Consider the following 20,566-nt stretch of genomic DNA (forward strand, 5'->3'; position numbering starts at 1 on the left):
GCGGCATGGCAGTCATACATATTGATGGAACCACTGTCGAAGTAGATAGCAGCGACAACTTGCTTCAAGCATGCTTGTCACTCGGCATTGATGTGCCGTATTTTTGTTATCACCCAGCCCTTGGCTCAGCAGGTGCTTGTCGTCAATGCGCGGTTAAGCAGTATCAAAATAAAGAAGATATGGAAGCGGGTCGCGGGCGCTTGGTGATGTCCTGTATGGTCGCCCCTAGCGATGATATGTACATCTCTGTCACCGACGATGAAGCCAAAGCCTTTCGTAAGTCGATGGTTGAGCTGTTGATGGTCAACCACCCACATGACTGTCCAACTTGCGAAGAAGGCGGACATTGTCATTTGCAGGACATGACCTATATGTCAGGTCATAGCCGTCGTCGCTATCGTTTTACCAAGCGCACCCATCATAATCAAGAGCTTGGACCGTTTATTGCGCATGAGATGAACCGCTGTATCGCTTGCTATCGCTGCGTGCGTTTTTATAAAGACTACGCGGGCGGTGAAGATTTGGGCGTTTATGGCTCAAACGAGCGCGTGTATTTCGGCCGTGATAAAGACGGTCAGTTCGAAAGCGAGTTTTCAGGTAACCTAACCGAAGTCTGCCCAACGGGTGTATTTACCGATAAAACCCACTCTGAGCGCTATAACCGTAAATGGGACATGCAATACGCGCCAAGTATTTGTCATGGCTGCTCAGCGGGCTGTAACATCTCAGCGGGCGAGCGTTATGGCGAATTGCGCCGTATTGAAAACCGCTATAACGGTGAAGTAAACCGTTACTTCTTATGTGACCGTGGTCGCTTTGGTTACGGCTATGTCAATCGCGCAGACCGGCCAACGCAGGCGCTCGAGCGTATCAATGATAAGCATGTCAAAATCAATATCGATTATGCGCTTGACGAAACCATCAAACGTATCAAAGATAAAAAAGTCATCGGTATTGGCTCACCACGTGCCAGTCTTGAGACCAACTTTGCGCTAAAAAATATGGTTGGCTTTGATAGTTTTTCAACTGGTCTAAACCATCAGCAGCAAGCACTGGTCAATAAATGTATCGAAGTATTGAGCACTGAGGGCATTTATAACCCCGGTATGGCTGATATCGAAAGCCATGACGCGGTATTGGTATTGGGTGAAGATATTACCCAAACTTCATCACGTGTGGCGCTATCGATTCGTCAAGCGGCAAAAAACGAAGCCATTAAAATGGCAGCGGCGACCAAAACCCAATCTTGGCTAGCTGAGCCCGTCAAACGTATTGGACAAGGCGTGCAAAGTCCGGTCTATATCATCGACGTTATCCAAACCAAACTAGAAGATATCAGTAAAGTTAGCGTCGTTGCGACACCAGAAGATATTACCAAACTTGGTTTTAAAGTCGCTGATGCGATTGCCAATCTTGTAGATGATTTAGCCCAGATAGCAGACGCGCAACGTGCCCAACAAGATGCCGATGAAGCATCTGACCCAATGCAAGCGCTAGCCCAGCAAATCGCGTATGACTTAATCCAAGCGGATAAGCCGTTGGTGGTTTCGGGCACTAGTTTATCATCGATTGCTTTGATAGAAGCAGCGGCGCAAATCACCCAAGCGCTGACCCAAAAGCGTGCGGCGATTAAAGCCGCTGAGCAGCAGCAGGTCGAAGCGCATAACGCTAAGGTCGAAGCTGCTGAAGCACAAGCAGCAACGGCGCAGCAAAGCGAAGACAAAGACTTATCTGCTAAACCAAATAAACCAGAGACTGGCGTTGATACCGAAGCGCAAGACGATGTCGAGCGCGAGCCTGCAACCAAGCTTGAGCTCAAAGAGGTTAATAAAAACTATCACGCGCAAGCGGGTATTTATTTGGCGGTTCCCGATGCCAATAGTATTGGCGTTTGTATGCTTGGTGGTCAATCGGTTGAAGAGTTATTAGCGACCGATTTTGATGTGGTCATCGTGGCCGAAAACCAATTAACCGATGCCATTGATGCGCATAAGTTAACCCAGCTATTGGCGGATAAAACCGTTATTGCCCTTGACCATCAATTGCTTGATTGGCATAAAGACGTCGATATCGTCTTGCCAGCCGCAAGCTTCGCAGAAGCAGATGGTACGCTTATCTCTGCTGAAGGTCGTGCACAGCGCTTCTTCCAAGTTTATGATAACGAATACTATCATCCAATGAGCAGTATCAAAGAAGGCTGGCGCTGGTTGCATGCAGTCCATAGCAGCTTGGAAGATCGTGATGTCGATTGGACGCTGCTTGATGACGTTATCAATGCTCTAATCGCTACCCATCCTAAGCTTGCAGGTATTAAAGATGCCGCTCCTGACGCCGATTACCGCATGACTGGTTTAAAAATTGCTCGTCAGCCGCGTCGTTATTCAGGTCGTACTTCGATGCGTGCGCCCGTATCTGTGCATGAGCCGATGCAGCCAAAAGATTTGGATACCGGTTTAACCTTCTCAATGGAAGGTTATAGCGGTAAGCAAACGCCAAGCTCGATGATTCCTTTTGCCAGTGCGGCCGGTTGGAACTCACCGCAAGCGTGGAATAAATACCAAGATAAAGTCGGTGGTAGCCTGAGAAATGGCGATCCAGGTGTCCGTTTATTTGATCGCTTAGAGCGCCTTGCTACGCGTCAATATGTCGCGCCAGAAGCTACCTCGGCAACGACGACAGATATGCAGCAAGGACAAGCCAAACTGGTGCCGGTTTATAACCTGTATGCCAGCTCGATGATGGCCTCGCGTAGCCACGTGGTTGCTGAGCAATTGCCGCTCGCTACATGGCGCGTCGGTATCGATGATGCCAAAGAATGGGGTCTTGCAGCAGGTGATTATCTGGCGATTGAGATTGATAAACAGCAAATTACCTTACCCGTTGAACTGGTTGGTTACTTAGCAGAAGGCTGTATCGGCTATCCGGTTGGGCAGGTGAGTATTATCCATCCGTCCATGCCAGCGTCAGTACGCAAAGTCGATGCGCCGGTGACGATGATGGGCAGTATGGCAACTGATAATGCTGTCACAGCCAACAACAATAACCGCGCCACGCCAATAAACAGTGCGCCGACCACCACACAGGAGGTGTAATTTGCAAGTTACCCGTATTATCCCTGATGTGCCAAGCTTTTTGGCTGGTATGATGACTTTTGATACCTGGTCGATACTTTTTATGGTCGTGCAGGCGCTGGTTATCTTTTTAGTGGTGGTTATCGTAGCCGCGTTGATGATTGTTTATGAGCGCCGCATGCTAGCGCTTTGGCAAGACCGTTATGGTCCGAACCGTGTCGGTCCTTTTGGCTCATTGCAACTGGTCGCCGATATGCTCAAAATCTTCTTTAAAGAAGATTGGACGCCAAACTTTACCGATAAGTTTATGTTTACCTTGGCGCCAGCGGTTGCCATGTTTACCGCCTTGGCATCCTTTGCCATTATTCCTGTCTCGCCAACCCTTGGGGTTGCTGATTGGGATATCGGCATTTTGTTCTTCTTTGCCATGGCAGGTATTGCAGTTTATGCGGTGATGTTCGGTGGTTGGGCGTCTGCTAATAAGTTCTCACTACTCGGCGGTTTACGTTCAGCAGCGCAAACCATCAGTTATGAAGTTTTCTTAGGCTTATCATTGATGGGCGTTGTAGCTTTAACAGGCTCGTTTAACCTACGTGAAATTGTTGAATCGCAAATTGACGGCTGGTATATCATTCCACAGTTTTTTGGCTTTTTAACCTTTGTCGTTGCCGGTGTTGCCGTCACCCATAGACATCCATTTGACCAACCAGAAGCCGAGCAAGAGCTTGCTGAAGGTTATCATGTCGAATATTCTGGCATGAAGTTCGGTATGTTTTTCATCGGTGAATATGTCAACGTCGTGCTGATTTCTGCGCTGATGACCTGTTTGTTCTTCGGCGGTTGGCTTGCGCCGTTTAATTTAGATATTCCTTTTATTCCACCAGCTTTTTGGTTCATGATTAAAACGCTATTCTTTATGACCATGTTTATTTTGGCTCGAGGCTCACTCATGCGTCCGCGATATGATCAGGTGATGAACTTTGGCTGGAAAATCTGCCTGCCGGTAACTTTGATTAATCTCTTGGTAACTGCCGCAGTGATTTTGATTTTCTCCCCAACGTTATAGTCATTACTAGTAGCCATTACTAGCCATTACTGATGAACTAGGGTAAAGCTGATAAGGATAATAATCCCATGTTTACTACGATAAAAAAGACCGTCATTGGTATGTTTACCATTGTCCGCAGTATGTGGATGGTCAATAGTCATGCAATCAGGCCGCGCGACACCATTCTTTATCCAGAAGAGCCCGTGCCAGTACCGCCACGCTTTCGTGGCCGTATTGTGCTGACGCGTGACCCTGATGGTGATGAGCGCTGCGTGGCTTGTAACTTATGTGCCGTGGCTTGTCCGGTTGCCTGTATCTCTTTGCAAAAAGCAGAGCGTGAAGATGGTCGCTGGTATCCAGAATTTTTCCGCATTAACTTTTCACGTTGTATCTTTTGCGGTTTGTGTGAAGAAGCCTGTCCGACGACGGCGATTCAGATGACGCCTGATTTTGAGATGGGCGAATATGTCCGTCAAGACTTGGTTTATGAAAAAGAGCATTTGCTGATTTCTGGACCGGGTAAATATCCCGATTATAACTATTATCGCGTGACGGGTATGGCGGTAGCAGATAAACCAAAAGGCGCAGCGCAAAATGAAGCGGCACCGATTGATCTAAGGAGCTTGCTACCATGATGAATATCTTAAACAGTCCTGAATTGGCAGGGTTTTATGCGTTGGCAGCGGTGGCAATATTTGCCAGCTTGCGCGTGGTAACCCTCGCCAATCCAGTGCATGCTATTTTATCGATGATTGTGTCGTTATTGGCCATCTCAGGTATTTTCTTTGTCTTAGGTGCGCCGTTTGCTGGTGCGCTTGAAATTGTCGTTTATGCCGGTGCCATTATGGTGCTGTTTGTTTTCGTCATTATGATGCTAAACCTTGGCATGAGTAATGATGAGCGTGAAGAGCGCTGGCTTGATGCGGGTACTTGGGCAGTACCGACGGGGTTAACGATTATCATCGCGGTTGTGCTGTATGCGTTGATAGGTCTTAACCATACTGATACGGCAATGATTGGTGGTACGACCATTTCAGCTAAAGCGGTCGGTACGGTGCTATTTACCAAATACGTTATGTTGGTCGAAGTGGCAGCATTGCTATTATTAGCTGCCTTGGTTGCCGCTTATCATTTGGGAAAAGAGTCTAGTGATGATGAGATTATCGGTCACGACGCTCAAGGCTATAATCAAAGCCATAAAAACAAAGCAAGCCAAGCCTCTAATCCAAATGTGGCTAGTATCAAACATTACGATGATAATGGTATGCCGATCGATACTGATGCGCTAAACAGAGCTGAACCATACGAATATAAAGAGGTTGACCCGCTTGACTATGTCGGTATGAATATCGGTAAGCAGGCGGATATACAACGAGTCACGCGCAAGGAGTCAGACTGATGGTACTAGCAGCGAGCGTGGCACAGGAGGTTGCAAATGTGCCGTTTGCCCACGAGGTAGCAGGCTTTGTGCAGCCTGCTACTGAGGCGCAAAATGTACTGGGTATGATACCCATGAGCCATGGATTGATTTTGGCCGGTATTTTATTTGCAATCGGTCTGTGCGGTGTCATGGTACGGCGTAATTTCTTATTTATGCTAATGAGCCTTGAGATCATGATGAATGCGACAGCTTTGGCATTTGTGGTCGCTGGTAGCCGCTGGGTCGATCCAGATGGACAGATTATGTTTATCTTTATTTTGACACTAGCAGCAGCAGAGGCAGCCATTGGTTTGGCAATATTATTGCGGTTTTACCATCAGCGTGGGCATCTCGATGTCGATAGCGCCAATGAGATGAAAGGATGATGTCATGAGTTTATTACCATTAACCTTTATGTTCCCGCTCGTTGGCTTTTTGATTTTAGCCTTTATGCGCGACAAATTAAGCGAGCAGGTGGCAGCGATTGTTGGTGTCGGTAGCATGCTGCTATCAGCGCTATGCACGCTGGTAGTTAGCTATACCTTTTTGACCAGTAATCCTGCCGGTACAGTCATCGAGATTCCGCTATGGACGTGGTTTCAAGTTGGGGATTTCGCGCCAAGTTTTGGCTTAAGCTTTGATGGCTTGGCATTGACGATGACGGGTGTTATTACCGGTATCGGCTTTTTGATTCATCTGTTTGCCGCCTGGTATATGAAAGGTGAAACAGGCTTTGCGCGCTTTTTTAGTTATATGAACTTATTCGTCGCCAGTATGTTATTGCTGGTATTGGCCGATAACTTGTTCTTACTTTATCTTGGCTGGGAAGGCGTCGGTATCTGCTCGTACCTTTTGATTGGTTTTTATTATCAAGACCGCGCCAATGGTCGGGCAGCGATGAAAGCCTTTACCGTCACTCGTGTTGGTGATGTGTTTTTGGCCTTTGGTTTGTTTTTATTATTCCGCGAATTTGGCACCTTGCATATTCAAGAGATTATCACCCGCGCGCCAGAAATCTTTGATATCAATAATCCAACGATGATTTTGACCACTATTATGCTCGTTGGTGGGGCGATGGGTAAATCAGCGCAGCTGCCACTACATACGTGGCTTGCTGATGCGATGGCAGGTCCAACGCCAGTATCGGCATTGATTCACGCCGCAACCATGGTGACCGCAGGTGTTTATCTGATTGCACGTCTGCATCCATTATTTCTCCTTACCCCAGGCGTACTCTTGTACTGGGTTGGGGCAGTGGGTGCATTGACGCTTGTTGTTGCTGGATTTTGTGCGCTGGCACAAACGGATATTAAACGTATCCTTGCTTATTCGACCATGAGCCAAATTGGCTATATGTTTTTAGCACTCGGCGTTGGTGCATGGCAAGGAGCTATTTTCCACTTGATGACGCATGCTTTCTTTAAAGCCTTGCTATTTTTATCATCAGGAGCGGTCATACTTGCGGTACATCATGAACAAAACATCTTTAAGATGGGCGGCTTACGCAAAAAGATACCGCTAGTATTTTGGTGCTATATCGTCGGTGGCGGTGCGCTGGCAGCGATACCTTGGGTTACCGTTGGTTTCTATTCTAAAGAAGCAATTCTGTGGGAGAGCTATGCAACCGGTCACCAAGTTCTATTTTATATGGGTGTATTCGGTGCCTTCTTAACTGCGCTTTATACCTTCCGTATGATTTGGATTATCTTCTTTGGTAAAGAGAAAACCCCTGCGCACAAATTATCTGGGGTGTCCTATTGGTTACCGCTGACGGTGCTATTGGTATTATCAACCGCCGTTGGTGCATGGATCACGCCGCCATTACAAGGCGTGTTGCCAGAAAGCGTTGGGCATTTATTAGAAGTAGCGGGACAAGCGCATGACAAACATACTGCGGAATATATCGCTATGGGTGCGATGCTTGCAGGCTTAATTCTCGCAGCACTGTTATATGTCGCTGATAAAGGTCGCATGCTGACCCGCTTTAAGCGCACCTCTATAGGCGCAGCGTTATATCATTGGTGCTATCACGGTATGGGCTTTGATGCGCTATACGATATAGTTTTTGTAAAACCCTTTTTGTTCATCGGCCGCTTATTTAAAGCCGACCCTATCGATAAAACGTGGCTTATTTTGCCGAAACTGGCATCTGCTGGTAATAAGGTATTGTCTGCGACGCAAACAGGGTCACTTCGAGGTTACGCTGCAAGCTTTGGCTTAGGCGTGGCTGTGCTGTTGGTGCTGGTAATGATGACGGTGGTATAAGATGATAGAGTTACAACAAACGTGGATGCTACCAGCATTAATCGCAATTCCTTTTATTGCAGGGTTGCTCTGTTGGTTGGTCGAACGCTTTAATAAACGTCTACCGCGCTGGATTGCTCTAATCGGTATGACGTTAACCTTTGCCTTGTCACTGGTATTATGGCAATACGGCGATTATAGCGGCATGAGTAAGCAAGTGATTGCGCCTCAGGCAAACGTACCATGGGTTGCAGAATTCATGGTGCCATGGATACCAAGCTTTGGTATCAGCTTTCATTTGGCACTAGATGGTTTGTCGCTGTTGATGGTTGGCCTAACAGGTCTGCTAGGTATTGCGGCAGTTGCCTGTTCGTGGAATGAGATTCAACGCCGCGTTGGTTTCTTCCATCTTAACCTTTTATGGAGCTTGGGCGGCGTTATTGGCGTTTTCTTGGCCATTGACCTGTTCTTATTCTTCTTCTTTTGGGAGATGATGCTGGTTCCGATTTACTTCTTGATCGCTATTTGGGGTCATGATGTGGTTGGCGGCAGGACCAAAGAATACGCGGCAACCAAATTCTTTATTTATACCCAAGCCTCTGGTCTTATCATGCTGGTCGGTATTTTGATATTGGTCATTATCAGCTATGCGCAAAAAGGCGTGGTCAGCTTTAATTATAATGACTTACTCGGCACCTCACTTGGCGGCTGGGAATATCCAATCATGCTGTGCTTCTTTATTGGCTTTGCCGTTAAGTTACCGATTTTCCCTTTTCACGGCTGGTTACCTGACGCCCATGCGCAGGCGCCAACCGCAGGTTCGGTGGATTTAGCCGGGGTTTTGATTAAGACCGCCGCTTATGGTTTGATTCGTTTTGTCATACCGTTATTCCCAGCAGCGTCACAAGATTTTGCGCCGATTGCCATAACCTTGGGTACCATAGGTATCTTTTATGGGGCATGGCTGGCCTTTATGCAAACTGATATGAAGCGCTTACTGGCTTATACCAGTATCTCGCATATGGGTTTTGTGGTCTTGGCCATTTACGCGGGTACCTTAATTAGCTTGCAAGGTTTGATGATTCAAATGCTGGCGCACGGTTTAAGTTCGGCGGCGCTGTTTATTATGGCAGGACAGTTATACGAGCGCTTGCATACGCGCGATTTGACCTTGATGGGCGGTATGTGGGGTCAGTTCCGTTATTATGCGCCGATTCTGATGTTCTTTTGTGCCGCTTTACTTGGTATTCCGGGTACCGGTAATTTCATCGGCGAGTTCTTGATTTTATTTGGCGCCTTTGCTGATTATCCAGTGTTTGTGGTATTTGCGACCTTTAGCTTGGTATTGGCAGGTTTATACTCGCTTATCTTGATTCACCGTGCCATGTTCGGTAGCAATAATATTAAAGAAGTGGCGTTACGAGAAACCGAAACCCATGGTTTGCCTTCCCGTCCATTAAAAGATTTGGGTAAGCGCGAGCTCTCGTTATTACTGATGCTCGCAGCAGGTTTGGTCTGGCTCGGACTGTATCCACAGCCGTTCCTTGATACTTCAAGTCACGCCATGCAGTGGATTAATAACGCATATATGTACAGTCAAGTGACACAAGTAGACGCATCGCAGCTGATTGATGCAATGGAGGCACGTTAAGTCATGAATGAATTTACGATGAATGATTTGATGGGGCTGATGCCTTATGCGCCAATCATTGCGGTAGTATTGACTGTATTGGTGGTGATGATTGCCATCACTATTAAACGCTCACATATGGTGATCGGTACCATCTCGGTGGTTGGTTTAAACATAGGTCTGTTTGCCTTGCTTGGGCAAATGGCTGGCATCATCGATAGCGGTACGCTTGTGCCAACAGCTGAGCAGTTATTTGTGATTGATAACTTTGCTCAGTTTAATATGGTGGTTATCTTAATCTGTGCTTTGGCCTGTTTTACGCTGTCTTATGCCTATCTAGCCGATCTAGATGATCATAAAGAAGAGCTGTATTTGCTCATGCTGCTATCGACTGTTGGTGCGCTACTGATGGTCAGCGCCCAGCATTTAGCCTCATTCTTTATGAGCCTTGAGATGCTATCGATTCCGTTATACGGCATGCTGGCTTATACCTATATGCGTAAGCGCTCGCTTGAGTCGGGGCTAAAATATTTGGTGCTCTCAGCCACGGCATCGGCAACGCTGCTGATGGGGATGGCGTTTATTTATGCAGAAGTGGGCTCGCTTGCTTTCAAGCCTATCAGTATGACGTTGGTCGATTTCTTTGAGTCGCCATTATTAATCGTCGGTACGGCGATGATGATGTTTGGTATTGCTTTTAAACTGTCTGCCGCGCCATTTCATATATGGACGCCAGATGTGTACGAAGGCGCACCAGCACCTGTCGCTACTTATTTGGCATCGGTCACCAAAGTGGCGATGATGGCGCTTGCCGTCCGCTTCTTAATTGATACGTCGCTATTGGCGCTGCCATCAGTACAGATGCTATTAATGGTCATGGCAACCTTATCGATACTAGTGGGTAACTTATTAGCGGTACGTCAGACCAGCCTTAAGCGCCTGCTTGGTTATTCGTCGATCGCTCATATGGGTTATGTGCTTATCGTGATTGTCAGCATTGGCTCAGCCGCTGATAGTATCTCAAGCATGTATATGGCGATTTATGCCTTTACCTCTATCGGTGCTTTTGGCGTCGTCACCTTGATGTCGAGCCCATATCGCTTGGCTGGTGAAGCGGATGAATTGACCCATTATCAAGGGCTGTTCTGGCGTCGTCCGGTATTGACCGCGGTTATGACCATTATGATGTTGTCATTGGCAGGTATTCCATTGACCGCAGGCTTTATCACTAAGCTATTTGCGATTCTAGCCGCCGTCCAAGGTACCAACTGGTTCTTGGCTGGCATGATTATCTTGGGTAGTGCCATTGGTCTGTTTTATTACTTGCGCGTCATGCTCACGCTATTTAAACGTCCGAAACAATTTATTGAATTTGACGTCTCAAAGCAGTGGGGTTTGCGTACGGGCGGTATCATGGTTATCGCCGTCACCGCCATTATTCTCTTCTTTGGTATATTGCCGAATAGTATGATTGAATGGGCAAGTTTGGCTCGTATTTGGTAAGTATAAAATATGAGCAGAGGTTTTCGATATTGATAACCGCTGCTTATTGATAATGACGGTTAGAAAACCAAGATGCGCCAGCTCTATGATAAGCTTGGCGCATCTTTTGTTTTAGAGCCTTTAAAAAGTCAAAAACATAGCCATCTATAACCATAAGCGATTATCAATAACCATAAGCAATCATAAATCATAAAAAACGAGGGTGAATCATTATTATGAGTGACAATATTCAAAAAGTAACGGTGCTCAGTAAAACCACGTGGACGCCCAATCTCTTTAGCTTTACCGTCAGTCGTCCTGTTAGTTTTAAATTTACCGCAGGGCAATTTGTGCGTTTGGGCGTTAATCCCAGTCAATTAAACTACTATAAGCAATTGAGTGCAGTAGCTGATGCTGAAGATGAAGATGAAGAACTGGACGAAGCGCTAAATGAAGATATCTTCCGCGCGTATTCAATCGTCTCTTCACCCTTCGATGAAATCCTAGAATTCTTCTCTATTGTTATCCCTGATGGCGCCTTTACCTCGCAGCTACAACACCTAGAAGTCGGCGATGAGCTATTACTAAACACCGTGCCTTTTGGCTTTTTAACTTTAGCTCGTTATCAAAAACCGCTGCCAAAGGATTTATGGTTATTGGCAACAGGTACAGGTTTAGCGCCTTTTTTATCGATGCTGCAAGACTTAAAAACCTGGGAAGACTACGAGCATATCGTCTTGGCTTATAGCGCGCGCTCGGCAGAAGAGCTTGCTTATATGGACAAGATTGAAAGCTTACAAGAAGATTTTGGCTCGTTGGTGGATAATCCAGCCAAGCTTATTTTTATTCCTATCGTTACCCGCGAGCCTGTCGAGGGTGCACTAACTGAGCGCTTGCCAAAACTCTTATTAGATGGCACGTTGCAAGCGCGCGCTGGCATTGATTTGGACGTTGATAGCACGCACGTTATGCTATGCGGTAACCCAGAAATGGTCGAAGATACCAAAGAGACGTTAAAGCGCTTAGGCTTAGTGATGAATCGCCGCGGCGAGGGCAATATCGCAGTAGAAAACTATTGGTAAGCCTATGATTGCTACAAGTTGATAGAGTCAGTATTTATTAAAAAAACGCCAATGCTTAAAGATAATCGTCTTTAAGTATTGGCGTTTTTTGTAGGCAGCGTTTGGAAGGTTTGTAATACGTCTATAAAAATAGGCTTATAAAGAAGGTTCTAAACTTGGCTCAGTAGCATCAGCAATCGGATTGATAGGCCCTTGCATCAATTCAGGCTCATCCTTATCACTAATGATATCTTCATTGGCATTGCTGGCCAGCAAATCACGATAATTGATTTGGGTTTTAAGCACCAATTGTTCTTCTTCAAGCTCACCATAATTGACTTGCACTTTATATAAGGTGCTCATTATTTTTTTGTTCTTTTTTAGCCAGCGATTGATATCAAGGTAGATAATCTCTTCTTTGGCGCGGGCAATATTGATATAAGACAAAATAAAACCTAACGGGTCTTTTTTGAGCACGCTATGATAAAACCAAATAAACAGTTTGAGCCCTTGGCGTTTGATAAATGATTCGCAGCGTAGATTAAGGACATCGGTATAAGTCAGCTGTCCAAAAACAAAGCGCTGGACGTTGCGATCCAGCTGCACATGAACCAAGCTAAAATTACTTGCTACTTCTGCATAAATCCCGCCAACATCAATAGTACAATATAAACGGAACCAGTCGTCATGTATCTCAACGCGCAGCTCTAAAATGGCTTTGACGTTATCGGTGACAAATTTTTGCAGCGCATCGTTGACGTAAATTTGGGCAACCGGCAAGGACAGCTCTTCCTCGAATTTATCCGTCGCTTTATCATAGATAGTTTTGACGGCTTGGCTAAGACGCTCCCAGCCATCGCTAAAGGACTCGTCAAAACGGTCAGCGATACTGTCAAATAACTCTTCAAAACTGTCTGAATTATCCATATTGTCCATATGCTCAAAGTTACTCAAACTTATTATCCTTATAATTATTCATTATTTAATGGCAGGCGCAAAAAGGGTATATAAAACAGTATATATCAAAATGACAGTAGGCAAAATGGACGTCTACGTTTTGTATCATTGGGCAGTTTGGCTATTTATTATCAAATCTACAAAACCTGTGCGAGGTTACTTTTTAAAAACGCGGATTATTAGGTTAGCAGGGGATAAACCGGCACGTAAACCTGCCTGTAGGTAAGTGATTGATTAAGTAGCGACGGTATACGCTTGTGCTAGCGACGCAATTCTATCTCATGGTATGATAGCGCCGGTATTGGTCGACGAGTGCTTAGTTTACCGAAGAGCGCCTATGACGCCTTGTATCGACCGCCCTTATATAGCCAATTCAATATAAAAGTGGTTCGTTTAAATAGCGCTCTGCTGGAATAAATTTTCCTCGCTTGCTGTGCGCTTCGCACTCCAGAGGCTTCGCAAAATTTATTCCAGCAGTCCTATAATATTTCTAAATGGAATCTACTATATTCATCAGCTGAGACCCACTGTGACTTCGATTAAAGACTCGCAAAGCTATCATTTTTCAGCGCAAGCGCCCAAGCGCGATATCAGTTTGCCGATGGCGGCGGTGATAGCCGTCAGTGTTCATGCGCTGATTATTTTTGGCATTAGTTTTTCGCTGGGGCAAGACCCTGCTGGCATGATGCAGGACGTTGCAAAAGCTTTGACCGAGAATATGCAGCCAAATGAAGATGCGCAGTTTATTGCCAATGCGTCGCAACAAGGCGGCGGCACGGTGCAAGAGCAAATACGCCAAGAAACAGACCAGAGTAGTCCGGTGGCAGCCGAGCAAATGAGCGAGACGCAAGATGTGATTGACCTGCAGCGTCAAGTTCGGCAGCAGCGCTATCAAGAAAGCTATCTACGTACCACGCTTAGCTGGCGTCAAGCGAGTGTCGAGTCTGATAATGACAGCAAGCAAGAACAAGATGACATGAAGGCGCAAGAAGAGCGTCTGCGTAAGCAAATCGCGACTTTAGAGGCGCAACTGTCACAGCGGCAACAGCTGTATGCGACCAAATCAAAAGTTGTGACCGTCGATAGCAACTCGACAACCCGCGGTGCCGCTGCCGATTATATCAACACTTTTCGTGAGCACGTCGAGCGCGTCGGAAATCTGCAATATCCTGCGCAAGCGCGCGCCCAAGGTATCACCGGCGAGGTACGTTTGATGGTGATTATCAGCAATGATGGCAATATTAAAGCCATTCGTTTACTTGAGAGCTCAAACTCGACGATACTAGATGAGGCGGCCAAGCAGTCGGTCAGACAAGCGGCGCCCTTTGGTAAATTTACCGAAGATATGAATGATATTGTTGAGCTGCGTCTGATACGTACCTATCGTTACAGTGATAGAGTAGACGTCACCTATTAACTTTGTTTAAATTTAGTGCCGGTCTTATATAGTTATTATGCATTTTTTAAAAAAGGTTAAATGATAATAAACATTGAAAAGACAAAATTATTTATAAAACAGTTCAGAAATAAAGAGCCAGTATGGAATTTTTAGGTTTTACCGTCGATCTTGCTACCTTAACAGAAAATGCGATTAGCATTGCGCTTAAAATCGCATTTGCCTTATTAATATTTATGATAGGGCGCTGGTTAGCAAAGAAAATCGTCGCCATTAGTAATCGCATTATGCTACGCAGCCATTTAGAGGCGACAGCGGCCAATTTTTTAAGCCGCGTATTATATGGCATATTATTGGTCATCGTGATTTTGGCAGCGCTTAGCAAAGTCGGCGTGCAGACTACTTCGGTCGTTGCTATCTTGGGCGGCGCGGCAGTGGCGATTGGTTTGTCACTGAAAGATCAGCTATCCAACTTTGCCGCTGGTATTATGATTGTGACCTTTCGCCCGTTTGTTCGCGGCGATTATGTACAAATTAGCAGCTATACTGGTACAGTCACCGAGATCACCTTGGTCAATACCCATTTAACGACCATCAATAATCATGATATTATCATTCCAAATGGCGATATCACCACCTCGGCGGTGATTAACTATACGGCGTTACCCAACCGCCGCGTCGATATCACTGTTGGTATTGGTTATGACGCCGATATCAAAACTGCCAAAGATATTATGCTAAATTTGGCAAAAAACAATCCAATGGCTTTTACGGATCCAGCGCCTGTGATACGCGTGACCAATTTGGGCGATAATTCAGTCGATTTAACCTTGAATGTCTGGACCACCAATGATGATTGGTGGGCGATGCAGTGTGATTTATTAGAACAATTCAAAAACGCGCTTGATGATAACAAGATTGACATCCCATTCCCGCAGCGCAGTGTGCATGTCAAAGGCTTAGATCAGATGATTAATCAGATGGATCAAGCGCAAAAAACCATGTTAAAGAAAGGTTAAACAAGGCTAAAAATCTTAGAGATAAGGGTTTGGTAGGCCTAGCCCTGCCAAAATAGCAATCTCAAAGCTTTCCATCTCATCTTGCTCAGCTTGTCCGAGCTCATGGTCAAAGCCCAGTAGGTGCAGTATACCGTGTATCAATAAATGGCTGATATGCTGTGCCACGGTCTTTTTTTGCTCAGCCGCTTCACGTACCACCACAGCATGACAAATCACCAGCTCGCCTAGCGGCAACGTTGGCATCAGCCCAATGATTGCCGCTGGCAAGTCGCTTGGGTAGGATAAAATATTGGTGGCATAATCTTTGCCGCGCGCCTCTAAATTTAGCTCTTGACCTTCGAGGGCATCGGTAATATAAATATCGAGCGCTTTGGTTTTTTCTTGCCATATCTCACTATCGATATCAGCAAAGTAAGGCAGCGTCAGACCATGGTTAATACGCTCATCGATATGTTCCAGTGTCGCCATCATGACTTTTAACAGTTTTTCGCGAGGATAAAAGCTCTCAAGTATCTCGTCATCGATGCTATCGGCGGCGCTAATATCAAGCACGGCTAAGTTCTCATCATTATTAAATGCGGCTAATTTTTCATCGTTCTCATTATTATTAAAACGACTATTGATGTTCTCGTCTAAGTGATTGTCAGCGTCATTCTGTTCGGCTGGGCTCATGCCACCCTCCTTTTCTATGTCAATATGAAAATATCTAAGATTAATTAACTAGCAATAAGTAATTAACACTAAAAAACCGGATATCAAATCCGGTTTGTGTCATATATATACGTTGCTTAAAATAGCTTATAACTTAGCGGCGGCATCAGAAATGGCTTGTTTACGCTCTTGCTCTTTCATGCGCTCAAACTTGCGCTTTTCTTGTAAGGCAAGTTGCTCTTCATCAAAGACATCATAAGCTTCAACAATTTTTTGCACCAATTGATGGCGCACGACGTCTTTTGAGTCAAACTTAGTGATATGAATCTCTTCGATACCGCTTAAGATATCCATCGCTTGTGCCAGACCTGATTTGTGCCCACGCGGTAAATCGACCTGCGTGATATCACCAGTAATAACCGCCCGCGAGCCAAAACCTAAGCGCGTCAAGAACATCTTCATTTGCTCAGGCGTGGTATTTTGCGCTTCATCTAAGATAACAAACGAATTGTTTAGCGTACGACCGCGCATATAAGCAAGGGGGGCGACCTCAATGATTTGCTTTTCGAGCATTTTACCGACTTTGTCAAAGCCAAGCATCTCATACAGCGCGTCATATAAAGGACGTAAATACGGGTCAATTTTTTGGGTTAAATCACCGGGTAAAAAGCCCAGTTTTTCGCCAGCTTCTACCGCTGGACGCACCAATAAAATACGCTCAATCTCATTGCGCTCAAGCATATCGACCGCACAAGCAACAGCAAGATAGGTCTTACCCGTACCAGCAGGCCCAATACCAAACGACACATCAGAGGCTAAAATGTCTCTGACGTAACGCTGCTGATTGCCACCGCGTGGAATGATTTTACCCTTACGGGTACGCAGACTAATGGGCGTAAAGTCAGTAGCGGTTTCTAAGTTATCAGCATCTTCCTCGGCAGCCGATTGCTTATCAGCCTCTATGTCTTCATCACGGGCGATGCTCGATTGAATGATTAAGTGCAGCTCTTCGGCGCTGATGTCTTTGGTGTTTTGCGCTTCATCGACCATTTTATAAATGATGCGTTCGCCGCGCTCAACGCCCAAAATATCGCCACTTAAACAGAAGTCGCCTTGGCGTTGGCTGATTTTAATATCGAGGCGTTCTTGGATGTATTTCATGTGGTTATTATATTCGCCGAGCACGGTTTTCAGCTGTGCTGGGGTCAACGATTCAAAATGTATACGGCGGCTTATGGAATCAGTCAAGCGATTATCCTTGTATTTGGTTGCCCGCTGCATGTTCGTTACTTCAGTGCATTAGTGTTTCTGTGCTTTTATGCATGATAGTCGAGCGGGCTTTAAAAATAAAATAATACGTCGTGTTTCAATGCTTTTTAATGGCGTTTATAACGGTTATGTAAATACTAAAAGTAGTGCTAATAAATATGACGGTAAAATTTTGCTAAAAATAGTTGTTGATAAGATGACAGTAATAAGTAAATGCCCTGTCTTCATTATGGTAGATAGAATTTAAAATTCAAGCTATTTGCAGGCGGACAGGGCTTTGTTTTTGTATGGTGATTGCAACTGTAGATGATACACCTTAGAGCGAAAACGGCAACAAAACTGTTTAGCCACTATGGTTATGGTCGGAGGCACAGAACAAGGGACAAATTGTGGTAATCTAATGCTTAGATAATGGCGGTGTAAAAGCCAAGCTAAAAAACGTCAGAGAAGGATAGATTTTCTAAAAAAAATAACATTTTTAAGTGTTTTTTTTGAGTGGAAAGTCATCATGTCTAATAGCGTGCTAAATGGGTCATAATAGGAATAATAACCATGCAACATACTGAAGCAAATTTATCAAAAACCAATCCTGCTAAATCTGAACAGGCTAATAAAGCGGCTATGACTGAGCAGCAAGTCCTTATCGCCGGCGGCGGCCATGTCGGTTTGTCGTTTGCGCTGTTACTCGCCCATCATGGTATCGCTAGCACTTTGCTAGAGAAAAACAGCTATCCAACCATCAGTCCAAATGACGACGCTAAACGCACGCATTATTTAGACAGCCGCAATACCGCACTGTCACGGCGCACGGTGCAGATTTATCAAGAGATTGGGCTATGGAATGAGCTACAAAGCCATGCTTGCCGGATTGATGCGGTAAAAATCAGTGAGCAAGGTAGCTTTGGGCGCGCGCAATTAAATAAAGCTGAAGAGCAAGTCGAGTCATTTGGGCAAGTGATGGAAAACGCGTGGCTTGGACGCAAGTTGTTATTGGCTGCCCAGCAAGAGCCGCTGATCACCTTGATTGATAACGCCAATGTGATAGCCGTTAGCCAACAAAACGATGGCGTGACATTAAGCTTTAGCTATTACGGTGAAGAAGAGCATGAGCAGCAATTGCAAGCCAGCGTGTTAGTCGCTTGTGATGGCCGCGACTCTACCGTGCGTCAGCTATTAGGTATCAGCACTACGACTTATGATTATAAGCAAACCGCTATCGTTGGGGTGGTAGAAACCGATCAGCCGCATGAACATATTGCCATTGAGCGTTTTAGTCCGGCAGGGCCGCTTGCAGTATTGCCATTGACCGATCCAGAAGGCGACGGCAATGCTGAGTATCAAAAAGGCTATAGACGCTCAGTGGTTTGGGTTTGTCCAACGGGTGAAGAGACACAATATCTAGAAGATGATGCGCATTTCTTGGCAACCTTGCAGCAAGCCTTTGGCACGCGCGCTGGCACGTTTAAAAAAGCCGGTCGCCGCGGCGCTTATCCACTGACGCGGGTACTGGCCGATAAGCAAGTCGATGGCCGCTGCGTCATCATGGGTAATGCGGCTCATACGTTACATCCGGTCGCTGGACAAGGCTTTAACCTGTGTATGCGTGATGCCCATGTACTTGCTCACATGATGAGTCAGCAAGTGCTAAAAGGCGAAGATATCGGTAATCCTACTTTGCTAAAGCGCTATGAAAAAGCCCGTCAAACCGATCAAAAACGCGTCATTCGCTTCTGTGATGCGGTAGTCCATGGCTTTACGCATCCAAATCCAGCGGTGAAGCTGGCACGTAACGTGGCTTTGGTTGCCTTTGATAAACTGCCAAATATTAAGCCATTGATTGCCAACTATGCGATGGGCTTAAAATCTTAGTTCAACATACTGGTAAGTTATCAAGCAAATAAAATCTATCATTTCAGCTGCTGCTAAACCACATAAATATGAGCGGATAGCATGAATAACGCGATAAAGGATGTTTTATGAAAAATAACCATACGCTCATTATCGGCGGCGGTATCGTCGGTGCAACCCTTGCGCTAAAACTGGCGCAAGCTGAAATGCCAGTGACGCTCATTGATGCGCGCCCGCAACGTGATGAATCAGATTGGCAGCAGGTGCTTGGCAAGCGGGATGCGCGTGTTTATGCATTAAGTCTTGCCAGTATCAACTTACTCAAAGACGTCGGCGCTTGGCAAAAGATAGCGGCATCAGAGCGTAAAGCCAATTATTCGCAAATGCAGGTTTGGCAGTTAAACGGTCGCGGCGAGTTACTGTTTGGTGATAGTGATGATGCTAATAATAGTAATGACGGCAATAACAGCAATCAAAACTCTGAGCCAAAAATGCTCGGCAGTATGGTTGAGCCCGCCGTTATCGAATACGCATTATGGCAGCGTCTATCTGCCTCTGATGTCAGTCAATATTTAACCGTTATCGATGGGCACAAGGTTGTCGATATGGACTGGCTTGGTAGCGCGCAAGGTTATCGTGTGACGCTAGATGACGGCACGGTGATTGACTCACGTTTATTAGTGGGTGCTGACGGTCGCGGCTCGTTTGTGCGTAAGCAGGCGGCAATTGAGCTCGATGTGCTTGATTATAACCAAACCGCGATTTGCTGCGCCATTCAAACCGACAAGCCGCATCGAGCAACCGCCCGTCAAGCCATGCTACCAACTGGTACGTTGGCATTGTTGCCGTTAGCTGATATTTCTGATGAAGATAAAGCCAATCCAGAGCATTGGCAGTCGATTGTATGGACATTGCCCCGCAACCAAGCACTGGCATTTTTGGAAGAAACGCCGCGCTACATCGCTGATAAATTGGCTGCTGCCAGTAATTATGAGCTTGGCGCTATCCGCGAGATTGAATCCATCGCCAGCTTTCCGTTAGCCGCGCAGCAAGCAAAAAGCTATGTCGCCGATAATCTAGTATTAATTGGGGACGCCGCACATGGTGTGCATCCGCTGGCAGGTCAGGGGCTAAATTTGGGAATGCTTGATGTAAAAGTGTTAAGCGAACAACTCAGCCATGATTATGCGCGCAGTGGCAATAAGCTGTGGGGTACGAACCAAACCTTGCGTAGCTATGAGCGTCTGCGCCGTCCGCATAATAGCCTTATGATGCACAGCTTTTCGGCGCTTAATTGGCTGTTTGCAGGTTCCCTTGCGCAGATGCGTCCGATTCAACAAATTCGGAATGAAGGTATGTATCGCGTCAGCAAAATTAAACCATTGATGCGTCTGTTTGCTAAGCAGGCGAGTGGGGTTTAGCGTTCTAGACTTAAGGAAGAGTAAAGTATGAACGTGAAATTACGGACAA

The 20,566-nt window shown here is 45.8% G+C and carries 16 protein-coding genes; 13 read left to right on the top strand and 3 right to left on the bottom strand.

Annotation, left to right across the window (positions count from 1 at the left end):
- The first annotated feature begins 5 nt into the window (after positions 1–5).
- The 9 genes from nuoG (at position 6) to AB8P72_RS03340 (ending at position 11,977) form a co-directional block, all read left to right on the top strand.
- Positions 6–3,092 carry an NADH-quinone oxidoreductase subunit NuoG gene (gene nuoG, locus AB8P72_RS03300; RefSeq protein ID WP_369957972.1) on the top strand — a complete coding sequence of 1,029 codons (3,087 nt, stop codon included), beginning with the start codon at positions 6–8 and terminating at the stop codon, positions 3,090–3,092.
- A gap of 49 nt (positions 3,093–3,141) precedes the next feature.
- Positions 3,142–4,137 carry an NADH-quinone oxidoreductase subunit NuoH gene (nuoH, locus tag AB8P72_RS03305; RefSeq protein WP_102077419.1) on the top strand — a complete coding sequence of 332 codons (996 nt, stop codon included), beginning with the start codon at positions 3,142–3,144 and terminating at the stop codon, positions 4,135–4,137.
- 68 nt (positions 4,138–4,205) lie between these two features.
- Positions 4,206–4,754 (top strand): NADH-quinone oxidoreductase subunit NuoI, encoded by a 549-nt coding sequence (nuoI, locus tag AB8P72_RS03310; protein ID WP_068406521.1) that lies wholly within the window; start codon positions 4,206–4,208, stop codon positions 4,752–4,754.
- A complete protein-coding gene (gene nuoJ, locus AB8P72_RS03315) occupies positions 4,751–5,518 on the top strand; it encodes an NADH-quinone oxidoreductase subunit J (protein ID WP_369957973.1) in 768 nt (255 codons plus the stop codon). Before nuoI ends, nuoJ begins: the two co-directional genes overlap by 4 nt.
- Before the next feature lie 98 nt (positions 5,519–5,616).
- Positions 5,617–5,925 carry an NADH-quinone oxidoreductase subunit NuoK gene (gene nuoK / locus AB8P72_RS03320; RefSeq protein ID WP_045445153.1) on the top strand — a complete coding sequence of 103 codons (309 nt, stop codon included), beginning with the start codon at positions 5,617–5,619 and terminating at the stop codon, positions 5,923–5,925.
- A 4-nt stretch (positions 5,926–5,929) separates the two neighbouring features.
- The gene (nuoL, locus tag AB8P72_RS03325; protein ID WP_369957974.1) at positions 5,930–7,804 is read left to right on the top strand and encodes an NADH-quinone oxidoreductase subunit L; all 1,875 of its coding nucleotides are present in this window, start codon (positions 5,930–5,932) and stop codon (positions 7,802–7,804) included.
- 1 nt (position 7,805) lies between these two features.
- The gene (gene nuoM, locus AB8P72_RS03330) at positions 7,806–9,434 is read left to right on the top strand and encodes an NADH-quinone oxidoreductase subunit M (protein WP_369957975.1); all 1,629 of its coding nucleotides are present in this window, start codon (positions 7,806–7,808) and stop codon (positions 9,432–9,434) included.
- A gap of 3 nt (positions 9,435–9,437) precedes the next feature.
- Entirely contained in the window at positions 9,438–10,916 is a 1,479-nt protein-coding gene (locus AB8P72_RS03335) for an NADH-quinone oxidoreductase subunit N (RefSeq protein WP_369957976.1), read from the top strand.
- Positions 10,917–11,131: 215 nt separating this feature from the next.
- Entirely contained in the window at positions 11,132–11,977 is an 846-nt protein-coding gene (locus AB8P72_RS03340) for a ferredoxin--NADP reductase (protein ID WP_369957977.1), read from the top strand.
- 135 nt (positions 11,978–12,112) lie between these two features.
- Here AB8P72_RS03340 and AB8P72_RS03345 read toward each other — a convergent pair whose 3' ends face one another.
- Positions 12,113–12,892 (bottom strand): hypothetical protein, encoded by a 780-nt coding sequence (locus tag AB8P72_RS03345; RefSeq protein WP_369958258.1) that lies wholly within the window; start codon positions 12,890–12,892, stop codon positions 12,113–12,115.
- Positions 12,893–13,442: 550 nt separating this feature from the next.
- Here AB8P72_RS03345 and AB8P72_RS03350 point away from each other — a divergent pair.
- Together AB8P72_RS03350 and AB8P72_RS03355 are read left to right on the top strand one after the other, a co-directional pair.
- Positions 13,443–14,330, top strand: coding sequence for an energy transducer TonB (locus tag AB8P72_RS03350; protein ID WP_223808549.1), 888 nt, complete (start codon positions 13,443–13,445; stop codon positions 14,328–14,330).
- 122 nt (positions 14,331–14,452) lie between these two features.
- A complete protein-coding gene (locus tag AB8P72_RS03355; RefSeq protein WP_305935853.1) occupies positions 14,453–15,328 on the top strand; it encodes a mechanosensitive ion channel family protein in 876 nt (291 codons plus the stop codon).
- 15 nt (positions 15,329–15,343) lie between these two features.
- On the opposite strand, the gene ybeY is transcribed toward AB8P72_RS03355, so the two are convergent.
- Together ybeY and AB8P72_RS03365 are read right to left on the bottom strand one after the other, a co-directional pair.
- Positions 15,344–16,000 (bottom strand): rRNA maturation RNase YbeY, encoded by a 657-nt coding sequence (gene ybeY / locus AB8P72_RS03360; RefSeq protein WP_369957978.1) that lies wholly within the window; start codon positions 15,998–16,000, stop codon positions 15,344–15,346.
- A gap of 126 nt (positions 16,001–16,126) precedes the next feature.
- Positions 16,127–17,260 carry a PhoH family protein gene (locus AB8P72_RS03365; RefSeq protein WP_369957979.1) on the bottom strand — a complete coding sequence of 378 codons (1,134 nt, stop codon included), beginning with the start codon at positions 17,258–17,260 and terminating at the stop codon, positions 16,127–16,129.
- 609 nt (positions 17,261–17,869) lie between these two features.
- Here AB8P72_RS03365 and AB8P72_RS03370 point away from each other — a divergent pair.
- Complete coding sequence (locus tag AB8P72_RS03370; protein WP_369958259.1) at positions 17,870–19,117, top strand: FAD-dependent monooxygenase; 1,248 nt, start codon at positions 17,870–17,872, stop codon at positions 19,115–19,117.
- Between the two features lie 107 nt (positions 19,118–19,224).
- Positions 19,225–20,517 carry an FAD-dependent monooxygenase gene (locus AB8P72_RS03375; protein ID WP_369957981.1) on the top strand — a complete coding sequence of 431 codons (1,293 nt, stop codon included), beginning with the start codon at positions 19,225–19,227 and terminating at the stop codon, positions 20,515–20,517.
- Positions 20,518–20,566: the final 49 nt, after the last annotated feature.

The organism is Psychrobacter sp. CLB018, assembly GCF_041222815.1.
Taxonomy (GTDB): domain Bacteria; phylum Pseudomonadota; class Gammaproteobacteria; order Pseudomonadales; family Moraxellaceae; genus Psychrobacter; species Psychrobacter faecalis.